Annotated in this window: 24 protein-coding genes and 1 pseudogene; 13 read left to right on the top strand and 12 right to left on the bottom strand. The window is 74.1% G+C overall.

Annotation, left to right across the window (positions count from 1 at the left end; all coding sequences use genetic code 11):
* Positions 1-6 precede the first annotated feature (6 nt).
* Complete coding sequence (locus Q2K19_RS00340; RefSeq protein ID WP_302766592.1) at positions 7-786, bottom strand: glucose 1-dehydrogenase; 780 nt, start codon at positions 784-786, stop codon at positions 7-9.
* Complete coding sequence (locus Q2K19_RS00345; protein WP_302766594.1) at positions 783-2,624, bottom strand: glycoside hydrolase family 15 protein; 1,842 nt, start codon at positions 2,622-2,624, stop codon at positions 783-785. Before Q2K19_RS00345 ends, Q2K19_RS00340 begins: the two co-directional genes overlap by 4 nt.
* Positions 2,625-2,746: 122 nt before the next feature.
* Here Q2K19_RS00345 and Q2K19_RS00350 point away from each other — a divergent pair, with 122 nt between their 5' ends.
* A complete protein-coding gene (locus tag Q2K19_RS00350; protein WP_302766595.1) occupies positions 2,747-3,334 on the top strand; it encodes a general stress protein in 588 nt (195 codons plus the stop codon).
* 68 nt (positions 3,335-3,402) lie between these two features.
* On the opposite strand, the gene Q2K19_RS00355 is transcribed toward Q2K19_RS00350, so the two are convergent.
* Together Q2K19_RS00355 and Q2K19_RS00360 are read right to left on the bottom strand one after the other, a co-directional pair.
* A complete protein-coding gene (locus Q2K19_RS00355) occupies positions 3,403-3,990 on the bottom strand; it encodes a DUF1684 domain-containing protein (RefSeq protein WP_302766596.1) in 588 nt (195 codons plus the stop codon).
* A gap of 9 nt (positions 3,991-3,999) precedes the next feature.
* On the bottom strand, positions 4,000-4,584 hold the full coding sequence (locus Q2K19_RS00360) for a TetR/AcrR family transcriptional regulator (RefSeq protein WP_302766597.1): 585 nt from the start codon (positions 4,582-4,584) through the stop codon (positions 4,000-4,002).
* Positions 4,585-4,733: 149 nt separating this feature from the next.
* Here Q2K19_RS00360 and Q2K19_RS00365 point away from each other — a divergent pair, with 149 nt between their 5' ends.
* The gene (locus Q2K19_RS00365) at positions 4,734-5,672 is read left to right on the top strand and encodes an SDR family NAD(P)-dependent oxidoreductase (RefSeq protein WP_302766599.1); all 939 of its coding nucleotides are present in this window, start codon (positions 4,734-4,736) and stop codon (positions 5,670-5,672) included.
* 146 nt (positions 5,673-5,818) lie between these two features.
* Entirely contained in the window at positions 5,819-6,583 is a 765-nt protein-coding gene (locus Q2K19_RS00370) for an SDR family NAD(P)-dependent oxidoreductase (RefSeq protein WP_302766601.1), read from the top strand.
* A 26-nt stretch (positions 6,584-6,609) separates the two neighbouring features.
* Here Q2K19_RS00370 and Q2K19_RS00375 read toward each other — a convergent pair whose 3' ends face one another.
* Positions 6,610-7,767: a low temperature requirement protein A gene (locus Q2K19_RS00375; RefSeq protein ID WP_302766603.1), complete on the bottom strand. Its 1,158-nt coding sequence runs from the start codon at positions 7,765-7,767 to the stop codon at positions 6,610-6,612.
* Positions 7,768-8,001: 234 nt separating this feature from the next.
* Between Q2K19_RS00375 and Q2K19_RS00380 the strand changes: the two genes are divergently transcribed.
* Positions 8,002-8,484 (top strand): MarR family winged helix-turn-helix transcriptional regulator, encoded by a 483-nt coding sequence (locus Q2K19_RS00380; RefSeq protein WP_302766604.1) that lies wholly within the window; start codon positions 8,002-8,004, stop codon positions 8,482-8,484.
* Positions 8,485-8,494: 10 nt separating this feature from the next.
* Positions 8,495-9,481 (top strand): pirin family protein, encoded by a 987-nt coding sequence (locus Q2K19_RS00385; RefSeq protein ID WP_302766605.1) that lies wholly within the window; start codon positions 8,495-8,497, stop codon positions 9,479-9,481.
* Positions 9,482-9,531: 50 nt separating this feature from the next.
* Here Q2K19_RS00385 and Q2K19_RS00390 read toward each other — a convergent pair whose 3' ends face one another.
* Entirely contained in the window at positions 9,532-9,660 is a 129-nt protein-coding gene (locus Q2K19_RS00390) for a hypothetical protein (RefSeq protein ID WP_302766607.1), read from the bottom strand.
* Positions 9,661-9,799: 139 nt separating this feature from the next.
* Here Q2K19_RS00390 and Q2K19_RS00395 point away from each other — a divergent pair, with 139 nt between their 5' ends.
* Positions 9,800-11,389: a phospholipase D family protein gene (locus Q2K19_RS00395; protein WP_302766608.1), complete on the top strand. Its 1,590-nt coding sequence runs from the start codon at positions 9,800-9,802 to the stop codon at positions 11,387-11,389.
* Here Q2K19_RS00395 and Q2K19_RS00400 read toward each other — a convergent pair.
* Entirely contained in the window at positions 11,338-12,093 is a 756-nt protein-coding gene (locus tag Q2K19_RS00400; RefSeq protein ID WP_302766609.1) for a hypothetical protein, read from the bottom strand. The genes Q2K19_RS00395 and Q2K19_RS00400 overlap by 52 nt on opposite strands.
* A 342-nt stretch (positions 12,094-12,435) precedes the next feature.
* Here Q2K19_RS00400 and Q2K19_RS00405 point away from each other — a divergent pair, with 342 nt between their 5' ends.
* Positions 12,436-13,257 (top strand): SigB/SigF/SigG family RNA polymerase sigma factor, encoded by an 822-nt coding sequence (locus Q2K19_RS00405; protein WP_302766611.1) that lies wholly within the window; start codon positions 12,436-12,438, stop codon positions 13,255-13,257.
* Between the two features lie 91 nt (positions 13,258-13,348).
* Here the strand turns inward: Q2K19_RS00405 and Q2K19_RS00410 are convergent, their stop codons facing one another.
* Entirely contained in the window at positions 13,349-14,080 is a 732-nt protein-coding gene (locus tag Q2K19_RS00410) for a class I SAM-dependent methyltransferase (protein WP_302766613.1), read from the bottom strand.
* Between the two features lie 96 nt (positions 14,081-14,176).
* Here Q2K19_RS00410 and hrpB point away from each other — a divergent pair, with 96 nt between their 5' ends.
* Complete coding sequence (hrpB, locus tag Q2K19_RS00415; RefSeq protein WP_302766614.1) at positions 14,177-16,822, top strand: ATP-dependent helicase HrpB; 2,646 nt, start codon at positions 14,177-14,179, stop codon at positions 16,820-16,822.
* A gap of 3 nt (positions 16,823-16,825) precedes the next feature.
* Here the strand turns inward: hrpB and Q2K19_RS00420 are convergent, their stop codons facing one another.
* Positions 16,826-17,551 carry a PP2C family protein-serine/threonine phosphatase gene (locus tag Q2K19_RS00420; RefSeq protein ID WP_302766616.1) on the bottom strand — a complete coding sequence of 242 codons (726 nt, stop codon included), beginning with the start codon at positions 17,549-17,551 and terminating at the stop codon, positions 16,826-16,828.
* A 128-nt stretch (positions 17,552-17,679) separates the two neighbouring features.
* Here Q2K19_RS00420 and Q2K19_RS00425 point away from each other — a divergent pair, with 128 nt between their 5' ends.
* On the top strand, positions 17,680-18,000 hold the full coding sequence (locus Q2K19_RS00425) for a DMT family transporter (RefSeq protein WP_302766618.1): 321 nt from the start codon (positions 17,680-17,682) through the stop codon (positions 17,998-18,000).
* Between the two features lie 49 nt (positions 18,001-18,049).
* Positions 18,050-18,961 carry a hypothetical protein gene (locus tag Q2K19_RS00430; RefSeq protein WP_302766619.1) on the top strand — a complete coding sequence of 304 codons (912 nt, stop codon included), beginning with the start codon at positions 18,050-18,052 and terminating at the stop codon, positions 18,959-18,961.
* A 206-nt stretch (positions 18,962-19,167) separates the two neighbouring features.
* On the opposite strand, the pseudogene Q2K19_RS33285 reads toward Q2K19_RS00430, so the two are convergent.
* Positions 19,168-19,698 (bottom strand): annotated as a pseudogene (locus Q2K19_RS33285) (GNAT family N-acetyltransferase); the annotation flags it as partial.
* Here Q2K19_RS33285 and Q2K19_RS00440 point away from each other — a divergent pair.
* From Q2K19_RS00440 to Q2K19_RS00450, 3 genes are all read left to right on the top strand, one after another.
* Entirely contained in the window at positions 19,637-20,236 is a 600-nt protein-coding gene (locus tag Q2K19_RS00440; protein WP_302766620.1) for an HAD family hydrolase, read from the top strand. The pseudogene Q2K19_RS33285 and the gene Q2K19_RS00440 sit on opposite strands and share 62 nt — an antisense overlap.
* Positions 20,237-20,469: 233 nt before the next feature.
* Positions 20,470-21,735 carry an MFS transporter gene (locus Q2K19_RS00445; RefSeq protein ID WP_302766622.1) on the top strand — a complete coding sequence of 422 codons (1,266 nt, stop codon included), beginning with the start codon at positions 20,470-20,472 and terminating at the stop codon, positions 21,733-21,735.
* A gap of 12 nt (positions 21,736-21,747) precedes the next feature.
* Positions 21,748-22,281, top strand: coding sequence for a GNAT family N-acetyltransferase (locus Q2K19_RS00450; protein WP_302766623.1), 534 nt, complete (start codon positions 21,748-21,750; stop codon positions 22,279-22,281).
* Between the two features lie 4 nt (positions 22,282-22,285).
* On the opposite strand, the gene Q2K19_RS00455 is transcribed toward Q2K19_RS00450, so the two are convergent.
* The gene (locus tag Q2K19_RS00455; protein ID WP_302766624.1) at positions 22,286-22,543 is read right to left on the bottom strand and encodes a UBP-type zinc finger domain-containing protein; all 258 of its coding nucleotides are present in this window, start codon (positions 22,541-22,543) and stop codon (positions 22,286-22,288) included.
* Positions 22,540-24,117 carry a Na+/H+ antiporter gene (locus Q2K19_RS00460; RefSeq protein WP_302766625.1) on the bottom strand — a complete coding sequence of 526 codons (1,578 nt, stop codon included), beginning with the start codon at positions 24,115-24,117 and terminating at the stop codon, positions 22,540-22,542. The genes Q2K19_RS00455 and Q2K19_RS00460 overlap by 4 nt, the downstream gene beginning before the upstream one ends.
* Positions 24,118-24,146 lie beyond the last annotated feature (29 nt).

Consider the following 24,146-nt stretch of genomic DNA (forward strand, 5'->3'; position numbering starts at 1 on the left):
GCCCGGTCAGGCACCCTGGCCCTGGTTCTGCATCAAACCGCCGTCCACGAAGTACGTCGATCCGGTCACGTAGTTGGCGTCGTCGCTGGCCAGGAAGACCGCCACCTTGGCGATCTCCTCCGGCTGCGCGGCCCGCTTCCAGGGGATGCTCTGCACCTGCTCCTCCAGGTACTTCGGGTCGTCGATGGCCCGCTGGTTGAACGGGGTGAGCACCATGCCCGGGCCGATGTTGTTGACGTTCATGTGCATGGGCGCGACCTCCAGGGCGAGGCTCTTGGCGAACTCCAACATCGCGCCCTTGCTGGTGTCGTAGTCCGCGCCGCCGGCTCGGGCCACCTCCTGGTGGATGGAGGTGATGTTGATGATCTTTCCGCCGCCGCCCTGGTCCCGGCGGTGCCGGACGAAGCGGCGGGAGCAGAAGAACGCCCCGTAGACGTTCGTGCGGATGCACCGGTCCCAGGTCTCGGTGTCCAGGTCCGCCACCGGGATGCCGGAGGCGTCGACCCCGGCGTCGTTCATCAGGATGTCCAGCCGGTCGAACTCGGCGAGCGCCTCGTCGAACATCGCCTCGACCTGGTGTTCCACGCTGATGTCGCCCTGCACCACCACGGCCCGCCGGCCGGCCTTCTCGATCTCGGCCTTCGTGTGGTTCGCCCCGGCGTGGTCGTGCAGGTAGTGCACCACCACGTCGGCGCCCTCCCGGCCGAACTCGATGGCGGTGGCCTGGCCGATGCCCGAGTCGGAGCCGGTGATGAGCGCGGTCCTGCCCGCCAGCCGTCCGGTCATGTGCGTGCTCCCTCCATGGTGGCCGTACCGGCCGGCACGGTCAGTCGGGTGGTGTCGGCGCCGAGCCGTTCGGCGGCCTCGGTGAGGTGACCGGCCGCGTTGATCAGGCCGATGTGCGAGAAGGCCTGCGGGAAGTTGCCGAGCTGCTCGCCGGTGTCCTGGTCGATCTGCTCGGCGTACAGGCCGAGGTCGTTGACCCGGGCGGCGAGCCGCTCGAAGAGCCGCCGCGCCCGGTCCAGCTCGTTGGCCTCGGCCAGGCAGCCCACCAGCCAGAACGAACAGATCACGAAGCCCGCCGGGTCGGTGTTCCACCGGCGCAGCAGCCCGTCGCGGGACAGCCCGCGCTCCACGGCGTCGACGGTGGACCGCATCCGGGGGTCGCCGGCCGGCAGGAACCCGACCAACGGCATGATCAGCACCGAGGCGTCCAGCTGGTCGGAGTCGAAGGCCCCGGTGTACGCCCCGAGCCGGTCGTTCCAGCCCCGGGTGAGCACCGCCTCACGCACCTCGTCCCGGGCCGCCGCCCAGCGGGTCACGTCCCCGGCGTCGCCGATCCGGGTCCCGAACCGGACGGCCCGGTCCAGCGCCGTCCAGCACTGGACCTTGGACGAGACGTAGTGCCGCTCGGCGTCGCGCGCCTCCCACATCCCGGCGTCCGGCCGGCGCCAGTCCAGCACCGCCTGGTCGGCCAGGCCGTGCAGCAGGTTTTGGACGTCGGGCGACATCGGGTCGAGGTAGTGCCGCATCAACCAGGCGGCGTCGAGGATCTCGCCGAGCACGTCGCTCTGCCGCTGCCGCCAGGCGTCGTTGCCGACGAAGACCGGCCGGCTCCGCGCGTACCCGGCGAGGTGGTCGAGGGGGTGTTCGGTGAGGTCCCGCTCGCCCTCCACGCCGTACATGATCGGCACCTGGTTGTCGTCGATCCGGCCCATCGCCCGGGCCACCCAGGCGAACTGCCGGTTCGCCTCGTCCGGGCAGGCGGCCCGCCAGAGCGCCTGGAGGGTGAGGCTGAAGTCGCGTACCCAGACGAAGCGGTAGTCGTAGTTGCGGTCGCCGCCCAGCTCCTCGGGGAGCGAGGTGGTGGGCGCGGCGACGACCGAACCACTCGGCCCGTAGGTCATCCCCTGAACCACCAGCGCGCTGCGCCGCACCTGCTCCCGGTAGAGCCCGCGGTACTCGTGCAGGCCGGCCCAGGACCGCCAGCCGGCCACCGCGTCGGCCACCACCCGGTCGGCGTCGGGCAGCCGCGGCCGGCCGCCGTCGTAGGTCGGCGCGAAGCCGAGGGTGAAGTGGTGGGTGCTGCCGGCGCGGGCCGTGAAGCGACCGGACGCCATCCCGTCACCGCAGCTCATCGGGACGTTGGCGCGCAGCTCCAGCCGGGTGGCGCCGGCGGTCGCGCCGATCACCCCGTCGGTCTCGCTGAGGTAGGCGCCCACTCGGCCGTACTCGAAGCGGGGCCGGTACTCGACCCGCATCGGCACCTCGCCGGAGAGCCCTTCGACCACCCGGGCGAGGACGCGCGGCGAGCGCAGGCCGATCTCGTGCCCGCGCGCCCCCGGCTCGAGCGCCAGGGCGTCGGTGACGGCCACCGCCCCGGTCGAGGTGGTGAAGACGGTACGCAGCACCAGCGTGTCGTCCAGGTAGCAGCGCTCGCTGGTGAAGTCGGACTCGGGCCGGACGCCCCAGTGCCCGGCGCCGTCGTCGAGCAGCCGCCCGAAGACCGACGGGCCGTCGAAGCGGGCCGGGCACCACCAGTTCACCGCGCCGGCGCGGTCCACCAGCGCGGCACTGCGTCCGTCCGCGAGGAACCCGTGTTCGCTGATCCGTCCCGCCGTCACGCCCGTGCCTACCCGGCCGGCCCGGGTGACATGCCACGCCGGGCGGCGCACATCCCCCGGCTCGGACGAGTTACCGGGGGGCGGCGGTGGGAACGCGGCGGTCTGACGAAGGAGGAATGCTCATGACCAGACCCTCGACTCCGTCCGCGGCCTGGCGACCCGGGATGCCGGGCGGCGACAACCTCCCGTCCGGTCCGGGCGGTCGTCCGGCCGCGCCGAGCGGGGACGGGCACGGGCCGCAGGCGGGCCCGCCGACCGTCACGATCGGCTCGTATCCGGACTATCCGTCCGCGCAGCGGGTGGTCGACTATCTGGCGGACAACCGGTTCCCGGTGGAACGAACCTCGATCGTCGGGACCAACCTCACCCTGGTGGAGACGGTCATGGGCCGGATGACCACCGGCCGGGCCGCCCTGGTGGGCGCGGGCACGGGCGCCTGGTTCGGGCTCTTCATCGGCCTGCTCTTCGGCATCTTCACCGCCGGGAGCTGGCTCGCGGTGATCCTGGCCGGATTGGTGATCGGCGCGATCTGGGGTGCCGTGTTCGGCGCGGTCGCCCACGCGATGACCGGGGGGCAGCGGGACTTCACCTCGGCCAGTTCGCTACGAGCCAGCCAGTACGCGGTGACCGTGGAGGCCGACGTGGCCGAACAGGCCCGGCAGCTGCTGGGTCGGATGCACCTCACCCCGACCGGCGCGACCGCCCGGTAGCCGACCGCAGCTATGAAAGAGGGCCCGCGCGGGCCCTCTTTTCCTGCTGCCGCCCCGGCATCGAGCCGTCAGCCCCGGTAGGCCAGCTCCCCCGCCTGGATCGGCACGTCGAGGCGGTTCTCGGGCGGGGCGAGCGGGCAGGCCCAGCGGTCGTCGTAGGCGCAGCTCGGGTTGTAGAGGTAGTTGGCATCGAGTCGCACCCGGCCGCCGGGCAGCATGGTCAGGCCGCGCCCGAAGGTCCCCTTCACCGTGTCGGTCAGGTAGCGCCCGCCGCCGTACGCCTCGACGCCGCAGGTGGCATCGCGCAGCGGCACGAACAGCCCGCCCCCGTACGCCTCGATCCACCACAGGGTGAGCGGCCCCCAGGCCGTGTCGGCGACCGCCACCCGGCGGTAGCGCACCACTCCGTCCGGGCCGCCGGTGTCGATGCTCTCGGTGCCCGAGGCGGGCCGCAGCGGCGCCTCCACCACGGCCTCCGGGTTCGGGGGGTGGTAGCGCAGGCCGGTGAATGCGGCCCGGTCGGCAGCGGGCAGCGGGCTCTGCGGGTGCCCGCGGAACATCTCGTCGCGGGCCGCCCGGAACCCGGCCAGGTCGAGGTCCGACAGGTACAGCCGGGTCGTCCGCTCGCGCCAGTCGAGCAGGTCGAGATCGTCCACGCCCCGACCCTAGCCGTGCGGCTGCTGTCGCTCGTCCCGCGGTCGGATGATCCCGTGCAGTAGCAGGCCGATGAGGCGGCTGGCGAGTTCCCGCTGCTGCTCCTCGCCGGCGATCATGGTGATACCGCCGAGGCCCATGAGCACCTCGTAGGGGTCGACGCCGGGACGCGTGGTGCCGGCGGTCGCGCCTGCGTCGAGCAGCGTCGCGATCGCGGCACGGAGCAGCGCGCGGGTCTGCATCCGGTCCTCGTCCGAGAGCAGGACCGGTCGCAGCACGTCCGCCATCCCGCGTTTGGCCGCCATGAAGTCGACGAACTCCTCCATCCAGGCGGACAGCGCCGCGTCGGGTGGCATCGTGTCGAGCAACCGCTTGGCGGCCGCGCAGAGCCGGGTGACCTCGCTGCGGTACACCGCCTCCACGAGGGTCTCGCGGGTGGGGAAGCGCCGGTACAGCGTGCCGATCCCGACGCCGGCCTGCTGGGCGATCGCCTTCAGTGACGCCTGGGTGCCCTCTCGCGCGAAGGCCTCCGCGGCAACCGCGAGCAGCCGCTCCTGGTTGTGCTGCGCGTCCGCCCGCAGGGCTCGCTCGGTCACGCCTCTCCTCGCTGCGTTGACATGTGATCCGGATCTCTGGCTAAGCGGAGCACGCTCCGCTTACCGTGATTACCGGAGCCGGGTCCGCTTGTGAGCGTAGCAACCGGCGAGCCCTTCCTGCCGTGAGAGGAAAGACCATGCGTGAATGAGTGACCACCCCCTTCGGGGCCACCTCGACCGCCGCCGAGGTCATTGCCGGCGTCGACCTGACGGGACGCCGTGCGGTGGTGACCGGCGGGTCGTCCGGCCTCGGTGTCGAGACCGCCCGGGCCCTGGCGGGTGCCGGTGCGGCGGTCACCCTGGCGGTGCGCGACGTGGCGGCCGGCGCACGGGTCGCCCGTCACGTGACCGCGACGACCGGCAACGAACAGGTGCGGGTTGCGCCGTTGGACCTGGCCGATCAAGGGTCCGTCGCGGCATTCGTCTCGGCCTGGTCCGGACCGCTGCACATGCTGGTCAACAACGCCGGGATCATGGCCACCCCACTGCTGCGCACGGCGCAGGGCTGGGAGATGCAGTTCGCGACCAACCACCTGGGCCACTTCGCCCTGGCCAACGGCATGCACCGGGCCCTGGCCGCAGCCGGTGGCGCGCGGATTGTCGCGGTCAGTTCCGTGGGGCACGTCAACGGCGACGTCGACGTCGACGACCTCAACTTCGAGCGCCGGCCGTACGATCCCTGGCTCGCGTACGGGCAGTCGAAGACGGCCAACATCCTGTTCGCGGTCGAGGCCGCAACGCGGTGGGCCGACGACGGCATCACGGCGAACGCGCTGAACCCCGGCCGGATCATCGGAACGAACCTGGGCCGCCACATCGGCGACATCGGCAACGCGCCGGCGTCCTTCGATCCCACCAGCACCGATGTGTCCTGGAAGACCATCGAACAGGGCGCTGCGACGTCCGTCCTGCTCGCCGGGTCGCCGTTGGCCGACGCCGTCACCGGACGCTACTTCGAGGACTGCCAGGAGGCCGGCCCGCACCGGCCCGGCGTACGACGCGGCGTCGCCGACTACGCGCTCGCCCCCGAGGCCGCAGCCCGGCTCTGGCAGGTCTCCGCCGATCTGATCGCTACCGCGCTCGGCTGAGCCCCCAAGGGTCACCACGGCGACGCCCAGGGCAGACCCCGCATCCCCAATTCGAGCGCACTGGGCACCTGCTGCCTGACCAGGTGTTATCAACAACTACGACCGCATCGCTGAGGTGGATAGTCGACCGGAGTCAGGAGGCAGACATGCCTGGCCGCCTGCAGGACACCGTCGCTCTGGTGACCGGCGCCAGTAGCGGCATCGGCGAGGCGACCGCCCGTAGCCTTGCCGCCGAGGGTGCCGCCGTCGTGGTGGTTGCTCGCCGCCGCGAACGGATCGAGGAGCTGGCCGGCAAGATTCGCACCGAGGGTGGCGCGGCGCTCGCGGTGGAAGCCGACATCACAGAGCAAGAGCAGGGGATCGCCGCCGTCGAGCGGGCGGTGTCCGAGCTGGGCCGCCTGGACATTCTGGTGAACAACGCCGGGTTGGGCCTCCTCGGACCGGTCCTCGGTACGCCGACCGAGGAGTGGGACCGCATGCTGGCAGTGAACCTCCAGGGGTTGCTCTACGTCACCCACGCAGCACTTCCGCACCTGCTCCGCGCCGCCGAGGATTCGCCCCGTCGGGTCGCGGACATGGTCAACATCAGCTCCACCGGCGGGCGCGTGGCCCGGCCCGGTCAGGCGGTGTACAGCCTGACGAAGTTCGGCGTCAACGCGTTCTCCGAATCGCTGCGCCAGGAGGTCCTGCGGAAGCGTCTACGCGTGAGTGTGATCGAACCCGGAACCGTCAGCACCGAGTTCGCCTCGCGCTCTCGCGACGAGGTCAGGGAGCAGATCGACCAGCAGATCGCTGGGCTGGAGCTGCTGCGCCCCGAAGACATCGCCGAGGCGATCACCTTCGTCGTCACCCGGGAGCGCCGGGTCTCCGTCAACGAGATCCTCGTCCGCGCCAGCGACCAGACCTGGTAGTTCCGACCGCGCAGGGTTCCCGGCAATCAGATCCGTGGGGCGGGAAGCTCGGGGGCGCGACCCCGGGCGCGCCAAGCGTCCGAGCCGGCGATTCCGGCCAGTACCGCTGCGGCGGCGCCACCGGCAGCCAGGGGTGGCGCGTGCCACGTGGCCGGGATCAGGAGGCCCAGGGCGAGGAGGCCGGTCAGCCTCGATCGGGAGATCCGGCCGAAGACCTGCAGCTCGAAGGGCGCCCGCCCGGCCAGGAACAGCGCGGGCCCGCCAAGGATGGCGACGAGCCACCGCGGATCCGGCCGGCCGGCCGGCTCGCTGATGTACAGCTCGAAGCCGACACCTGCCAGGACCACACCGGCGATCATGAGCAGGTGACTCCCGGCGACTCCCACGGACTGCCGGACCGGGTTCCTGGCGCGGGTGATGGCCGGCGCCAGGGTGAGCCCGGCCCGGTAGAGATAGATCCGCCAGAGCAGCACGGTGGCGACGAAGGCCAGACCGAACCCGGCTGCATGCGGGATGCCGAAGTCGCTGTTGCTCAGGGCTCTGCCGGACAGGAATATCGCGGCACCCAATGCGATCAACAAGAACTGCTCCAACCGCTCGGCCAGGTGCTCACCAGCGATCGCTACGCCGTATCGCAGCCAGCCGACCACCAGCCCGCCGTATTCGAGGGCCAGCGCGAGGGCCCAGAGCGCGGCGCGGAGATCGTCGTCGTCCACCAGCGCCCCCGCCATCCACGGCACTATGCTCACGACCCCGGAGAGCAGGGTCGGGGTGGCGATCCACCGCGGTCGGACGACCACAAGAAGCAGCTGGCGGCCCATATTGGCCGCTATGTAGGTGCTGGCGAAGACGAAAACCCGCTGCCCGAACCCCTGCACCGCGACGGCCATCACCACGGCGCCAGCCATCGATATGAACACCACGGTCTGGATCAGCAGTGAATCCGGGGGCCGAACGCTGGTGGTGGCGACCGTCGACACCCACATGAACCAGAGCGCCAGGAACAGCAGGACGGTCTCCACCGTCTCGCCGAGCCGGAGCGGGCGCCCAGTGTTGAGCTCGTTGATCAGCCGCATCCCGAGCTGATCGAGCGCGAACACGAAGACAAGATCGAAGAAAAGCTCCAGGAGACTTGCCCGCCGCCAGATGCTCTCCGTGCGCCGCCCGCTACCCGGCTCACCCATCCGCCATCAGCCCGGCGCAGGGTCCCCACATGGTCACGGCGTTCCCCGCGTAGCCCTGATCACGCCACGCGCACCACGGTCAGCGCGCCTCGTCACGCCTCACCGGCCGCACCCGGCCGGCGAGAACGCGACCTTTCAAATTCGAACCTCGTCTGCTTCGCGCCTGGATGTCGCGCCGATCACTCGAAGGCCGGGAGGCTTGTTTAAATTTTAAGTAGTGCTACTCTCGTACCCGTGACCGAGAGCCTGACCCCCGAGCGGATGGCCGCCTGGCGCGCGTACATCGAGGCGAGCCAGCGGCTGTTCACGCAGCTCGAGGACGACCTGCGCACGGCGAGCGAGCTGAGCTTCGCCGACTACCACGTGCTGGTGCTGCTCTCCGAGGCACCGGGGCAGCGGCTGCGGATGGGCGAGCTGGCCAGCCGACTGGTCTTCTCGCCGAGCCGGCTGACGTACCAGATCACCTCGATGCAGAAGCGCGGGCTGGTGGCCAAGGAGTCCTGCCCGGAGGACCGCCGCGGCAGCGAGGCGGTCCTCACCGCCGCCGGCCTGCTCACGCTGCGCGAGGCCGCGCCGCACCACCTGCGATCCGTGCGCACCCACCTGATGGACGACCTCGACGACGCCGAGATCGCCTGCCTCACCCGGGTCTTCGAGCGGCTCGGCCGGCGCCTGCGCGCCGACCGCGACGCGTCGTCCACCCCGGCCGACAAGTAAGGAGCCCGAGATGCCCGCCATCACCGTCGACGACGTCCTCGTCCTGCCCCGCCTGCCGGAGCTCGCCGAGTCCACCACCTTCCGCCCGGTCCGCCGGCTGACCACCGCGCCGAGCGGCTACGAGGGCGAGGGCTTCCCGGTCCGCCGGGCCTTCGCCGGGGTCCCGATGACCGAGCTGGACCCGTTCATCCACCTCGACCAGATGGGAGAGGTGGACTACGCGCCGGGCGAGCCGAAGGGCACCCCGTGGCACCCGCACCGGGGCTTCGAGACCGTGACCTACATGATCGACGGGATCATGGACCACCAGGACTCGCAGGGTGGCGGCGGCAGCATCACCGACGGCGACACCCAGTGGATGACGGCCGGACGTGGCCTGCTGCACATCGAGGCGCCGCCGGAGCACCTGGTGACGAGCGGCGGCCTGTTCCACGGCCTCCAGCTCTGGGTCAACCTGCCCAAGGTGGCGAAGATGAACCCGCCGCGGTACCAGGACATCCGCGGCCGGGAGTCGGCGCTGCTGACCACACCGGACGGCGGCGCGCTGATCCGGGTGATCGCCGGTGAGGTCGCCGGGCACCGCGGCCCGGGCTCGACGCACACCCCGATCACCATCGCCCACGTGACGCTGCAGCCCGGCGCCGAGCTGAGCCTGCCCTGGCGGCCGGACTTCAACGCGCTGGTCTACGTGCTGGCCGGGCGGGGCACCGTCGGCACCGACCGCCGGCCGATCCACCTCGGTCAGCTCGCGGTGCACGGCCCGGGCGACGCGCTGCGGGTCACCGCCGATCCTCAGCAGGACTCGAACACCCCGGCCCTGGAGCTGTACATCATGGGTGGGCAGCCGATCCGGGAGCCGGTGGCGCACTACGGCCCGTTCGTGATGAACACCCGGGCCGAGCTGATCCAGGCGGTCGAGGACTACCAGGCCGGCCGACTCGGCGTGATCCCGGCCGAGCGGCTGCCGCACACCGGTGGTGAGGGCGCCCGCGCCTGACCGCGTGCCGGACGGGCGTCCCGGGTCTCCCCGGGGCGCCCGCCGGCGGGTCAGGAGACGGCAAAGATGCCGGCAACGCCGAGGATCACCATCACCAAGACCGCCACCAGCGCACCCCGCTCCCCCTCGACCGCCTGGTCGCGGTACTCGGTCACGGTGTTCGTCGTCTCGGCGGGCATGGTGTTGCCTCCTCAGTGCTCGGGATCCAGGGGTGCGGTGGGGCCCTCGGGAGAGCCGGCCGACCAGGGGCGGTCGACGTGCGGGGCAGTCTCGGGGGTCCTACCGTGAGGACGTGGTCGACCTCGGGGAGGCTGGAACGTGGCGATGCGGGACTGGTTCCTCACCGCACAGGAACGCGCCAACCCGGGGTCTGATTTACCCGTCTGGGCGACGGGAAACCTCGCCGAGCCGTTGATTCACGGAGCGGCGTACTTCGACCGGCTGGTGCGCGAGGTGGAAGCGCTGCGGGCGGGCGACCACCTGTTCTTCACCGACTGGCGGGGCGACCCCGACCAGCGGATGCGCCCCGACGGCCCGACCGTGGTGCAACTCTTCGCCCAGGCTGCCCAGCGCGGCGTGATCGTCAAGGGCCTGATCTGGCGTTCCCACCTCGACGCGCTCTCCTACAGCGAGGCGGAGAACCGCGACCTCAGCGAGGCGCTCTGCGCGGCCGGCGCCGAGGTGCTGCTGGACCAGCGGGTCCGCCGCGGCGGCTCGCACCACCAGAAGCTGGTGTTGCTGCGCCACCCGGACGACCCGGCGCGCGACGTCGCGTTCGCCGGCGGGATCGACCTGTGCCACAGCCGCCGGGACGACGCCGCGCACCGGGGCGACCCCCAACCGGTGACCATGTCCCCGAAGTACGGGCCGCGTCCACCGTGGCACGACGTCCAGCTCGCGCTGCGCGGCCCGGTGGTCGGCGCGCTGGACACCACGTTCCGGGAGCGCTGGACCGACCCGACGCCGCTGGACTCGGAGAACCCGCTGGCCTACCTGCGGGACCGGCTGCGCGGCGCCGACCTGAGCCCGGACCCGCTGCCCGACCAGCCCGCCGATCCCCCGCCCTGCGGCACCCACCAGATCCAGGTGCTGCGCACCTATCCGGCGGTACGGCCGCGCTACCCGTTCGCCCCGAACGGGGAACGGACGGTGGCGCGCGGCTACACCAAGGCCGTCCGCCGGGCCCGCCGGCTGATCTACCTGGAGGACCAGTACCTCTGGTCGACGGAGGTGGCGAACCTGTTCGCGCAGGCACTGCGCGAACAGCCCGAGCTGCATCTCGTCGCGGTGGTGCCCCGCCACCCGGACGTGGACGGCCGGCTGGCGCTGCCACCGAACATGGTGGGCCGGGAACAAGCGCTTTCGCTCTGCCACCGGGCCGCCCCCGACCGGGTGCACGTCTTCGACCTGGAGAACCACGAGGGCACCCCGGTCTACGTGCACGCGAAGGTCTGCGTGGTGGACGACATGTGGGCCAGCGTCGGCAGCGACAACTTCAACCGCCGCTCCTGGACGCACGACAGCGAGCTGTCCTGCGCGGTGCTGGACGAGACCCGGGACGAGCGCAGCCCGACGGACCCGCCCGGCCTGGGCGACGGCGCCCGGGTGTTCGCCCGGGACCTGCGGCTGCGCCTGTGGCGGGAGCACCTGGACCGGGACCCGGACGGCGGGGACGATGGGGATCTGCTCGACCCCGTGGACGCGGTCGCCGCGATCGCGGCGGCGGCCGAGGCGCTGGAGCGCTGGCACGCGTCGGGGCGGCACGGGCCCCGGCCGCCGGGGCGGCTGCGACCGCACCGGCCGGAACGGCTGCCCTGGCTCACCCGGCTCTGGGCGCTGCCCGCGTACCGGCTCGTCTACGACCCGGACGGCAGGCCGCTGCGCGCCCGCCGGGCCGGCACCTGGTGAGCCTGCGCGGCCGGGACGTCGACCGGCATCGGCTCGTCGAACGGGTTCGGCCGGGCCGGGTACGCGAAGGACACCCGGGGCGAGTAGAAGCCCGAGCAGACGACCAGCGGGTTGGCCGGGCGTAGCGGGTAGACCGGGTGCTCCGGGGCGAGGAACTCCACCGACTCGATCTCGAACGGCGATACCGGCTCGGCCACGTACGGGTAGTCGACGATGAGCAGTTCACCGTCGCGCGCCGTGACGTACCGGTGGTGGCCGCTGTGCACCTCCGTGCCGGTGTGCCCGACGCGGGCCACGACGCGGATGACGACCCGCCCGTCCAGCCGGGTCTCCGCGGTGAGCCGCCCGCCCCGCAGGTCCAGGACGGTCTCGCCGGCCACCGCCGGGGCACCCCGGGCGGCCACGTACTGCCGGACCCGGGTGCTGGACGCGACGTAGTCGGTCCACCAGCCGCCGGGGCCGTCTCCGTCGGGCGGCTCCATGCCCTGCAGCGACACCCCGAGGAAGGTGCAGGAGTAGGCGCCGAACCCGGAGGTCTGGCTGTCGTCGTCGACCACGTACTGGCAGAGGAAGACCTGTCCGTCGGGGCGGGCGCGCAGGCCGGCCGGAACGAACGCCGCGACCGCGTCGGGTTCCGCCGGGAGCCAGCTGAACAGCAGGGTCCGGGCGTTGACGACGAGTTGCGGAGCGGCGGGATCGAGCACGATGCCTCCGAAGACGTGTACACCGGACGCTACGGGCGGTCCCGCACGCGGGACAACGACGGAAAGTCGACATTCTGAGCCGGTTGTCGGGTTTCATATTGACCGGTCGGCGGCGCCGGCTCACTGAGCGGATGGTACGGCCGGGCCCGTCCGGCCCATCGAATACGAGAGGTTTTGCGGCAGATTCGCGCTCTTGATGCCCTAACGCCGCTTAAGTACATCGTACTTTCGGCTAGATTTCTCGGGGCTGATCGGGTTAAGGTGGCTTCCGAACGGACTACCAGAAGCTAAACCGAAGCGTCACGTCTTTTTTCCGCGGACGAGGTGCAGGGAGGACCACCCATGACCGCGAAGACCACCGAGCGGGCGACCACGTCGCCGTCCACCTCCGCGAAGCTCGACCCCCGTGCGCTCACCGACAGCGCCACCGATCTGCTCCACGCGATGGCCGCGCTGCCCGCCGGCCACCCGTCGCGCGCCGCGCTGCGCGACCGGGCGATCGAGGCCTGGCTGCCGCTCGCCAACCACCTCGCCCACCGCTACAGCGGTCGCGGCGAGCCCACCGACGACCTGGCGCAGACCGCCGCGGTCGGCCTGATCAAGGCGATCGACAAGTTCGACCCCGCCCGGGGCGTCGACTTCGCCGGCTACGCCATCCCGACCATCATCGGCGAGCTCAAGCGGCACTTCCGCGACCGCACCTGGGACATCCGGGTGCCCCGCCGCCTCCAGGAGCTGCGGCTGGCCATCTCCGACGCCAACAGCACGCTGCTGCAGACCCTCGGCCGCTCGCCGACGGTCGCCGACATCGCCGGCCACCTCAACCTCACCGAGGAAGAGGTCCTGGAGGGCCTGGAGGGTGCCCGCGCGTACAACGCGGTGTCGCTGTCCACCCCGACCGGCGACGGCGACCGGGCCACCGAGCTGGGCGACATGCTCGGCGGCGAGGACGGCGAGTTCGAGCTGGCCGAGCTGCGGGTGGCCCTGGGCCCGGCCCTCGCCACGCTGGACGAGCGCGAGCAGAAGATCCTCACGCTGCGCTTCTACGGCAACCTGACCCAGTCGCAGATCGCCGAGCAGATCGGCGTGTCGCAGATGCACGTGTCCCGGCTGCTCGCCCGAGCGCTGACGAAGCTGCGGGGGCAGCTCGACGGAACGTACTAGGGGGGTGGGAACGGTGGCCGGGCCGGCGGGCCCGGCCACCGGCGCGTCCACTGCGGCCCGGTCGGCGGTTCGCCGGCCGGGCCGTTCCGCGTCAGCGGAGCACCAGCAGGTCCATCGTGTCGACCACCGGCGCGTGCGGCGTCCGCTCCGCGGCGGCCCGCATCCGGCGCAGCCCCCGGTCGTAGTCGGCGTCGTCGAGCAGCGCCAGCGGGGTGTGCGCCGCCCGCCGCAGCCCGTCCACGGCGGCCCGCAGTGAAAGGGCGCTGACCTGCGGCACCGGCGCCAGGGCGACCGGGGCGAAGCCGGCCGACTCGAACGCGGCGCAGACCTCGGCCACCGAGGGGTAGCCGTCCAGCACCCGCAGTGCCTCTGGGAACCACCGGAACAGCGTGACGCCGCCGGCGCGGCCGGCGAAGACCGACCGGATCAGCACCGGCGCGCCGGGCCGCAGCACGCGGCGCAGCTCGGCGGCGACCACCGGCAGGTCGGGCAGGTGGTGCACCACCGTGGAGAGCCAGGCCCCGTCGAGGTCGGCCGCGGCGAGCGGTAGCGCCTCGGCCCGCCCGGCCACCATGCCCGGGTACGCCGAGCGGGCCCGCATCTCCGCCGACGGCTCCACCGCCACCACGTCCACGCCGTACCAGGACCGGAAGGCGGTCGCCCAGGCGCCGGTGCCCGCCCCCAGGTCGAGCACCCGCACGCCCGGCCCAGCCGGCAGGTGCCGGGCCACCACGGCCCGCCAGCTCGCCAGCCCCTCGACGGGCACGTGCCGGGTCGCCGCGAAGGCGGCGGCAGAGACCGCGTCGTACGCCATCATCGCCATGACCGTCACCCAACGCCACCGAGCGGTGACGGTCAATGTGAGAAGCGGAACAGGGGCCCGGCTTCCACCCGCGGGCCCGGGTGCGAGAGTGGGAGCGTGCTCTCCGACGTACCGCTCGACCTGCCGGTCCGGCCGGTGCTGCCGGCCCTGGTCGGGGCGGTGCGCACGGCCGGCACGGGCGTCCTGGTGGCGCCGCCCGGCACCGGCAAGACCACCCTGGCGCCCCTCGCGGTGGCCGACGAGGTCCCCGGCCGGGTGGTGATCGCCCAGCCCCGCCGGGTCGCCGCCCGGGCCGCCGCCCACCGGATGGCCGCCCTGCTCGGCGAGCGGGTCGGCGGCCGGATCGGCTACGCCGTACGCGGCGAGCGCCGGGTCGGTCCGGCGACCCGCGTCGAGGTGGTGACCACCGGGCTGCTGGTCCGGCGGCTGCACCACGACCCCGAGCTGCCCGGGGTGGCCGCGGTGCTGCTCGACGAGTGCCACGAACGGCAGCTCGACGCCGACCTGGCGCTGGCCTTCGCCGTGGAGGCCCGGGGCGCGCTCCGGCCCGACCTGTGGCTTCTGGCGATGTCGGCCACCCCGCAGGCGGACCGGTTCGCCGCCCTGCTCGGCGGCGCGGACGGGCCGGCGCCCGTGGTGCGCGCGGAGGCGGCGCTGCACCCGGTGACCCGGATCTGGGCGCCGCCGCCCCGGCCGGTCGCCGCGCCGGGGGCGGGTCGGGTCGACCCGGCGTTGCTCGACCACGTGGCGGCCACGGTCCGGCGGGCGCTGCGCGAGCGGGACGGGGACGTCCTCGTCTTCCTGCCCGGAGCGGGCGAGATCGCCGCGGTCGCGGCCCGCCTGGCCGACCTGCGCGACACGGTCGCCGTGCTGCCGCTGCACGGCCGGCTGCCCGGGCCGGCCCAGGACGCGGTGCTGCTGCGACCGGCCCGGCCCGGCGCGCCCGACGCCGGGCCCGGCACCGGCGCGCTGCCGGACCGGCGCCGGGTGGTACTGGCCACCGCCGTGGCGGAGAGCAGCCTCACCGTGCCCGGGGTGCGCGTGGTGGTCGACGCCGGGCTGAGCCGGGTGCCCCGCACCGACCTGGCCCGCGGCCTGGGCGCGCTGGTCACCGTGCCCGTCTCCCGGGCGGCGGCCACCCAGCGGGCCGGCCGGGCCGGCCGGGAGGCGCCCGGGGCGGTCTACCGGTGCTGGTCCGAGGCGACGCACGCCCGGCTCGCCCCGCAGCCGGAACCGGAGATCGCCACCGCCGACCTGACCGGGTTCGCGCTGGAGCTGGCTGCCTGGGGTGACCCGGACGGCAGCGGGCTGGCGCTGCCCGATCCCCCGCCGCCGGCCGCCCTCTCCGTCGCCCGGGAGACGCTGACCACGCTCGGCGCGGTGGACACCGACGGGCGGATCACCGCCCGGGGCCGGGCCATCGCGGCCGCCGGGGCGCACCCCCGGCTGGCCCGGGCGCTGCTGGACGGGGCGGAGCGGGTCGGTGCGGACCGGGCCGCCGAGGTGGTCGCCCTGCTGGCCGAGGAGACGCTCGGCGGCGCCGGTGACGACCTCACCGCGCTCTGGCGTCGGCTGCGCGCCGGCGCCGACCCGGCCGCCACCGCCCGCTGGCGCGCCGAGGTACGCCGGCTGCGCGCCGCCGTGCCCACTGGCGCGTCGAGTGGACGCGATCTTGCAGATCCGGCCCCGGCGAACGGGGCGAAGGCCGCAGCAGGCGGGCACTCAGTGCAAGATCGCGGGACGCAGGCGGCGGACCGCCTTCCCGACGACCTGGCCGCGGGGCTGCTGGTCGGGTTGGCGTACCCGGAACGGCTGGCCCGGGCACGGCGGGCGGGCGGGTCCGCGTACCTGATGGCCGGCGGGACCGCCGCGGAGCTGGCGGCCGGGTCGGCGCTGGTCGGGTCGACGTGGCTGGCGGTCGCGGTGGCCGACCGCTCCCCCGGCGCGCCCACCGCCCGGGTGCGGCTGGCCACGCCGGTGGACGAGCCGACCGCGCGGGAGGCCGGCGGGCCGCTGCTGCGTACCGCGCGCGAGGTCGGCTGGTCGGGCGCGGACGTGGTGGCCCGGGAGGTGGTCCGGCTCGGCGCGATCGAGCTGGTCGACCGCCCGCTGGCCGCGCCGGACCCGGCGGAGGTCGCCGAGGCCGTGCTCACCGGCCTGCGGCAGGGCGGGCTGGGCCTGCTGACCTGGACGCCGGAGGCGACGGCGCTGCGCCTCCGGCTGGCCTTCTGCCGGCGGGCGTGCGGCGACGACTGGCCCGACGTCACCGACCCGGCGCTGCTCGCCGCCGCGCCCAGCTGGCTCGGCCCGGAGCTGACCCGCGCCCGGCGCCGGGCCGACCTGGCCCGGATCGACGTGGCGGCGGCGCTGCGTCGGCTGCTCGACTGGCGGCAGGCGGCCCGGCTGGACGAGCTGGCGCCGGAGCGGCTCCCCGTGCCCAGCGGCTCCCGGATCCGGGTGGACTACACCGACCCGGCCGCCCCGGTGCTGGCGGTGAAACTTCAGGAGACCTTCGGCTGGCGGGACGCGCCGCGGATCGCCGACGGCCGGGTGCCGGTGCTGCTGCACCTGCTCTCCCCCGCCGGCCGGCCGGTGGCGGTCACCGCCGACCTGGCCTCCTTCTGGCGGGTGGGCTACCCGCAGGTGCGGGCGGAGCTGCGCGGGCGCTATCCCCGGCATCCGTGGCCCGAGGACCCGACCACCGCCGAGCCCACCCGGCGCGCCGCCCCGCGCCGGCGCTGACCGCTACTCCTCGACCACGTCCGCGATCAGCACCGTGATGTTGTCCGGCCCGCCGGCCCGTAGCGCCAGGTCGATCAGCTTGCGGGCGCACTCCTCGCGGTCGGCGTAGCCGCCGAGCACCTCGGCGAGGGTGTCCGCACGGACCACGTTGGAGAGGCCGTCGCTGCAGAGCAGCCAGCGGTCGCCGGCCCAGGGCACCATCGTCGCGTACGTCGGGGAGACCTCGTCGCCCTGCAACGCCTGGGTCACCACGGCCCGGCGGGGGTGGCTGCTCGCCTGCTCGGGGGTGATCACGCCCTGGTCGACCAGCATCTGCACGAAGGTGTCGTCCCGGGTGACCTGCTTCAGCACGCCCTCGCGGAACAGGTAGGCGCGGGAGTCGCCGACGTGGGCCAGGGCCAGGCAACTACCGGTGCGGGCGAAGAGCAGCGCGGTGAGTGTGGTGCCCATGCCCTGACGTTCCGGGTCCTCCTCGACGGCCTGCCGGATCCGCGCGGTGGCCAGCTCGATGCCGCTCTGCAGGGCGGCGACCAGCGCGTCCTCGGGTGTCTCCAGGTCGAGCGGGGCGACCGCGTCGATGGCGATCCGGCTGGCCAGATCACCGGCCGCCATGCCGCCCATGCCGTCGGCGACGGCGACGAGCCAGCTGCCGGCGTGGAGCGCGTCCTGGTTCCCGCTGCGGATCAGCCCTCGGTCGCTCGCCCCGACGGAACGAAGCTTCAGGGTCATGGGTGGCAGCCTGCCAGGCGAAGGGCGCAGTTGTCTCTAGGAGATCAGGACGATGCTGCGTGGCGCGGCGAATCTCACTGCCGCGCGCGGCGGCGCGGCAACCGGCCCCGTCCCGGTACGGTCCCCGGATGGCGTACCTGTTCCTGCTGGGTGCGATCACCGCCGAGGTGATCGGGACCAGCCTGCTCAAGGCGACCGAGGGCTTCACCCGGCTCTGGCCGACGCTCGGCCTGGCGGTGGCGTACCTGTCGGCGTTCGGGCTGCTCGCCCTGGCGGTCAAGGAGATCCCGGTCGGCGTGGCGTACGCGATCTGGTCCGGACTCGGCACCGCGGCGATCATGGCGATCGGCGCGGCGTTCCTCGGCGAGCCGCTCAGCGTGGCCAAGGTGGTCGGCGCCGGCTTGGTCATCGCCGGGGTGGTGGTGCTCAACCTCGGCGGCGCCCACTGAGGCGAAACCCGCTGGACCCGGGCGCGGCGCGTACGCGAGGGTGGCGGCCGTGGACGAGGGCGGACTGTCCGGCGCGGAGCGCCGGGTGTGGGCGGCGCTGCCACCGGGGACGCGCGCCGCGCTGGCCGCCCTGCCGCCGGCGGACCTGCGGACGCTGCTGCTGACGGTGGCCCGGGACCGGGCCGCGGCCGTCCGCCCGCCGGACGTCGTGCGGCGCTGGCGCGCGGACCGCTTCGTCCGCGCGGCGGAGGTCGACCCCCGCACGCTGGCCCGGGTGGAGGCGCGGGTCTGGGAACTGCTGCCGGCCGACGTGGCGGGTATCGAGCTGTCCCCGGTCGCCCCGCTCGGCACCTGCGCCGCCGTCGCCCCGGTCAGCCAGCACCGGATCGTCACCACGATGCGCGGCACCGAGGTGGTGAGCGACCCGACGAACGCCCTGGCCGTCGAGGCGGCCGTGCGCCGCGGGCGACATGCCGAGGTGCACCTGGCGGCCGCGCACCGGGTGCTCCGGGCGCAGGACTTCGGGCCGGGCGCCTCGGCACACTTCCGGCTCTTCACCCTGGTCTCCACCGCCCGGGACGCGGGATCCGGCCGGACCGAGGCGCGCCTGCTCGTCCGGCACCTCGCGTTCTGGCGGACCGTGCTCGCGGAGCTGGCCGCCCCGGCCGCGCCCCGGCTGCATGTCACGGTCCTCGACGCGGTCGTTGGCGAACGGCTCGCCGACACGGTCCGGCCCGCCCTGACCGGCGACGGGGTCGCGCTGCGCGACGAGCCGGAGCGGAAGCGCGGGCGCGGCTACTACGTCGGGGCCGCGCTTCGCCTCACGCTCGGCGACGGGGCCCTGGAGGTCGGCGACGGCGGCTTCACCGACTGGACGGCCCGGCTGACCGGCGACGCCAAGGAACGCTGCCTGATCTCCTGCCTGGCCACCGAACGCCTGGTCACCGGGGTGCACAGGTGAGCGCGCTGGTCGTGCAGCGGATCCGGGTCCGCTGGACCAGCCGGGACGCCGCCGCGGCCACCGTCCGCGGCCGGCTCCCCCCCAGCGGTACGCGGTGATGGCCAGCCGATCGGCCGGCGCATGGCGATCCGCTCGGCCGGGTCAAGTCCCAGCGCCGCCTCGGCGGCCAGCAGCCCGGCCAGCCCCGGCGTGACCTCCGCCCCGGTCAGCTCCCGGAACCCGCAGCGCGCGTAGTACGGCCCGTTCCATGGCACGGCGCGGAACGTGGTCAGGGTCAGCGCCGGCAGTCCCCGGCCGGCCGCCCACCCGGCCACGTCGTCGAGCAGCCGCCGCCCGATCCCCCGCCGCGCGTACGCCGGGTCGACGCTGAGCTGCTGCACGTGCGCGCACCCGTCCACCAGCTCGACCACCACGAAGGCGACCGGCCGGTCCGCCGCGTCGACCGCGACCCGGACCCGCCCGGCGCGCTCGGCGGCGGCCAGCGCGTCCAGCGGCAGCGGTGGCAGGTCGGCGACGTCGGCCATGCCGATCTCCCGGAACGGCGCCCCGGAGGCCACCTCGATCCGCTGCACCTCGGTCAACTCGTCCGCCCGCGCGATCCTGCTGCGTTCCACGACCCGGACCCTGGCAGAGGCGGCGACGGGGCCGCCAGCGGATTTCCCGTACCCTGCACCGATGCTCCTGCCCCTGCCGCCCGGCGACTTCCGCGCGTACCTGTTCGACTGCGACGGCACCATCGTCGACTCGATGCCGCTGCACTACGCGGCCTGGCGGGCGGCGCTGGACGAGTGGGGCTGCGAGTTCCCCGAGGAGCTGTTCTACGCCTGGGGCGGCCGGCCGGTCGTCGACATCGTGGTCACCCTCAACGAGCGGCACGGGCTGGCCATGCCGGTCGAGGTGGTGGTGCGCCGCCAGGAGGCGTTCTACCAGCGCGGGCTGCCTGAGGTGAGCGCCGTGCCGGAGGTGCTGGCGCACATCGAGGAGGCCCACGGACGGGTCCCGTTCGCGGTGGTCTCGGGCGGCACCCGGGAGTCGGTCACCGCCTCGCTCGCCGCGCTGGGCCTGCTCGACCGGTTCGAGACGCTGGTCTGCGCCGGGGACTATGCGCGGGCCAAGCCGGACCCGGAAGCCTTCCTGCTCGCCGCCCGGCGGCTCGGCGTGGCGCCGGAACACTGCCTGGTCTTCGAGGACACCGCGCTCGGGGTGCGGGCCGCGACGGCGGCGGGGATGGCCGCGGTGCGCGTACCGCAGCCGTGGGAGCGGGCGGCGGCGTGACGCTGCCGGCGGAGCTGGACGCGTGCTTCACCCGGGAGGTACGCCCCCGTCCGATGTGACCGGCGTCGCGCCCCGCGGGACCACCGGTCCCGTCCGGCCCTGCCTAGGGTCGGCAGCATGACCGTCAACGCGGATGTCACCATCGACCAGGAGGCGGTGCGCGCCGCCGTCGCCCGGCAGGCCGAGCGGGTCACCGAGGTCTCCGCCGCCGTGCCGGTGCCGGCTCCGCGCTGATGGGCTGGGCCTCGCCGATCCCGCCGCCGGGCCGGCTGCGCACCCTCGCCCTGGCCACCCTGGCCAACACGGCCGGCTCGGGGCTCTGGCTGGCCGGCGCGGCGCTCTATCTGACCCGGGACGTCGGCCTCTCCCCTGCCGCCGTGGGCGCCGGCCTGACCGTCGCCGGGCTGATCGGGCTCACCGCGAGCGTGCCGCTGGGCGGTCTGGCCGACCGGCGCGACCCGCGTACCCTGCGCGCCCTGCTCCAGGTGTGCCAGGCGGTGGTGGCGGCAGCGTACCTGCTGGTCGACTCGTTCCCGGTGTTCCTCGCGGTGGCGGTGCTGGACGCGCTGCTCACCTCCGGCAACCTGGCGATCCGGGCCGCGCTGGTGTCGGCGGTCGCCGGTCCGCAGGGGCGGGTGCACGCCTTCGCCACCCTGCGCGCGGTGGCCAACCTGGGCATCGCGGTCGGCACCGCGCTGGCCGGGTTCGCGCTCGCGGCGGACACCCACGTGGCGTACCAGGTGCTGGTGGCCGGGAACGCGACCACCTACCTGCTGTCGGCGGCCCTGCTGCTGCGGCTGCCGGCGTACCCGCCGGGGACCGGCGGCGACCGCGGGGCGAGGCGGGGCGCGTCGCGGCGCGGCGGCCCGCTGCGGGACGGGCGGTTCCTCGCGGTCAGCGGCGCCTCGGCGGTGCTGGCCCTGCACCTGACGACGCTCACCCTCGTGGTGCCGCTGTGGACGGTGACCCGGGCCGACGCGCCACCGCCCGTGGTGTCGGCGGTGCTGTTGACCAACACGGTGCTCACCGTGCTGCTGGCGGTACGCCTCAGCCGGGGCGCGGCCAGCGCCGCTCCAGCGGCCCGGCAGCTGCGCCGGGCCGGTCTGGTGCTGGCGGCGGCCACGCCGCTCTACGCGGCCACCGCGGGCCTGCCCATCCTGCCGGCGGTCGCGCTGCTGCTGGTCGCCACGGCGGTCTGGACGCTCGGCGACCTGTGGCACGGCTCCGCCGCCGCGGGTCTCGCCTACGACCTGGCGCCACCCGACGCCATCGGCGCGTACCAGGGGGCGGACGGCCTGCTCGCCGGCCTGGCCCGGGCGGTCGGGCCGGCGCTGCTCACCCTGCTGGTGCTCGACGGCGGGGTGCCGGGCTGGCTGGCGCTCGGCGGGCTCTTCGCGGCCGTCGGCCTGGCCGCCCCGGCGCTGACCCGCTGGGCGCTGGCGAACCGGGGGACCGATGAGCGGACGGTGGCCGATGATCGACCCGCCGCGCCGGTGTAGCAGCATGGGCGCATGACCGACCAGCAGACCCTCACCATCCGCCCGGGCGGGCCGGAGGACGCCGCCACCGTGCTGCGGCTGCTCGACAGCGCCACCGCCTGGCTGGCGGCGCGCGGCCGGACCGGCCAGTGGGGCACCGAGCCGGCGTCGTCCGATCCGCGCCGGATCGCCCAGGCCGACGTGTGGACCACCGGCGGCGGGCTGTACCTGGCGATGCTCGGCGACGCCGTCGTGGGCGCGCTGGTGGTGGGCGCCGCCACCGACTACGTGCCGCCGGCCGTCGAGCCGGAGCTGTACGTGAACCTGCTGGTCACCGACCGGGCGTACGCGGGCCACGGGATCGGGGCGCGGCTGCTGGCGTACGCGGCGGAGCTGGCCCGCGGCCGTGGCCTGGGCCTGCTGCGCGTGGACTGCTACGGCGGCGACGACCGGGCGCTGGTCCGCTTCTACGAGGGCTGCGGGTTCACCGCCACCGAGCCGTTCACCGTCGAGCGGCCGGGGCGCCAGCCGTGGCCCGGCCAGGTGTTGGAGCGCCGGCTGGGCTGACGGGTCAGCCGATCTCCTCGTCGACGAAGCACCAGCGCCACGTCTCGCCGGGCTGGACCGACCGCATCACCGGATGCCCGGTCGACTCGAAGTGCTTCGTGGCGTGCTGGTAGGGCGAGGAGTCGCAGCAGCCGACGTGCCCGCAGGTCAGGCAGGCGCGCAGGTGCACCCAGTCGTCGTTGCCGATGGCGACGCAGTCCGGGCACTCGGTGGTGCTCTCCGGCGTGATGTCACCCGCCTCGGTCAGGTGCTGGCAGCTCATCGGTCGGCCTCCTGTCGCAGCAACGACTCCTCCAGGTCCAGGTCTCGGTAGGCGCGGACGAGCACCTCCTCCGGGATCTTCCCGGAGTCGCGGGCGGCCCGGAAGACCTCCCGCTCGGCGTCGATCATCTCCTGTCGCAGCCGACCGTACGCCTGGGAGGGGGTTTCCCGCTCGGTGCCGCCGAGCCGTTCCCAGGCCAGGTTGGTGCGGCTCTGCACCAGCCCGCGCAGCCGCTCGACGACCGCGGCCGGCGCCCCCTCGGCCAGTTCCTCGAGGCGTTCCCGGGCGGCCCGGCTGGCCTGCTGCTGCACGGCGGCGGCGGAGAGCGCGTCCCGCACCGGGTCGTCGGGGGGCAGCTTGAGCCGGCGGGCCACCGCGGGCAGCGTGGCGCCCTGCCCGACCAGCGTGACCACGATCACCGCGAAGGCCAGCCAGACGAAGAGCTGCCGCGGGTACGCGCGGTCGCCGGCCAGTGTGAGCGGCAGGGCGAGCGCGGCGGCCAGGGTGACCACGCCGCGCATCCCGGCCCAGCCGAGGACGATGGGCACCTGCACCGGCGGCGCCGGGTCGCGGCGGCGGACCCGGGGGACCAGCCGGGCCAGGTAGGTGGCCGGGAAGAGCCAGACGAACCGGGTCAGGACGACGGCGAGCAGCACCGCGACGGTGATCCAGACCAGCCGGCCGACCGGCTCGTCGAGGTCGCGGAGCACCTCGCGCAGTTGCAGGCCGACCAGCAGGAAGACCAGCCCCTCCAGCAGGAACGTGATCAGCCGCCAGAACGCGGCGACCTGCAGCCGGGACGCGGCCGACATCAGCAGCGGCAGCTTGTGCCCGATGCCGAGCCCGGTGACCACGACGGCGACCACCCCGGAGGCGTGGATCTCCTCGGCGGCGAACACCACCGCGAACGGCACGATCAGCGACAGCGCGTTGTCCAGCACCGCGTCGCTGATCCGTTTGTGCAGGTGGCCGAAGACCACCACGCCGAGCAGCCCGACGAGGATCCCGCCGCCGGTGGCGACCAGCACCTCGCGTCCCACGTCGAGGACGCCGACGCCGCTGGCCGTGGTGACGGAGACGATCGCCACCCGCAGCAGCACCAGCGCGGTGGCGTCGTTGACCAGGCTCTCCCCCTCCAGGATGGTCACGATCCGCCGGGGCAGGCCCACCCGCCGGGCCACCGCGGTGGCGGCGACCGCGTCCGGCGGGGCCACCACCGCGCCGAGGGCCAGGCAGATCCCGTACGGCACGCCGGGCAGGAGCAGGTGGACGACGGTGCCCACCACGAACGCGGTGAAGAGCACCAGCCCGACGGCGAGCAGCAGGATCGGCCGCAGGTTGAGCCGGAACGCCGGCACCGAGGTCTCCAGGGCCGCGACGTAGAGCAGCGGCGGCAGGATGCCGACCAGCACCAGGTTCGGATCCAGCCGCACCTGAGGGAAGAACGGCAGGAAGGACAGGGCGAGGCCGAGCACCACCAGCAGGATCGGCGCGAGCAGGCCGAGGCGGCGGGCCAGCGCCGCGCCGAACGTCGCGATCGCGAGGATGACCACGACCTCGAGCAGAGGTTCCATGGAGTACGAGCCTAGGCGGCCCGCGTTAC

It is taken from the genome of Micromonospora sp. NBRC 110009, from assembly GCF_030518795.1.
GTDB lineage: Bacteria > Actinomycetota > Actinomycetes > Mycobacteriales > Micromonosporaceae > Micromonospora.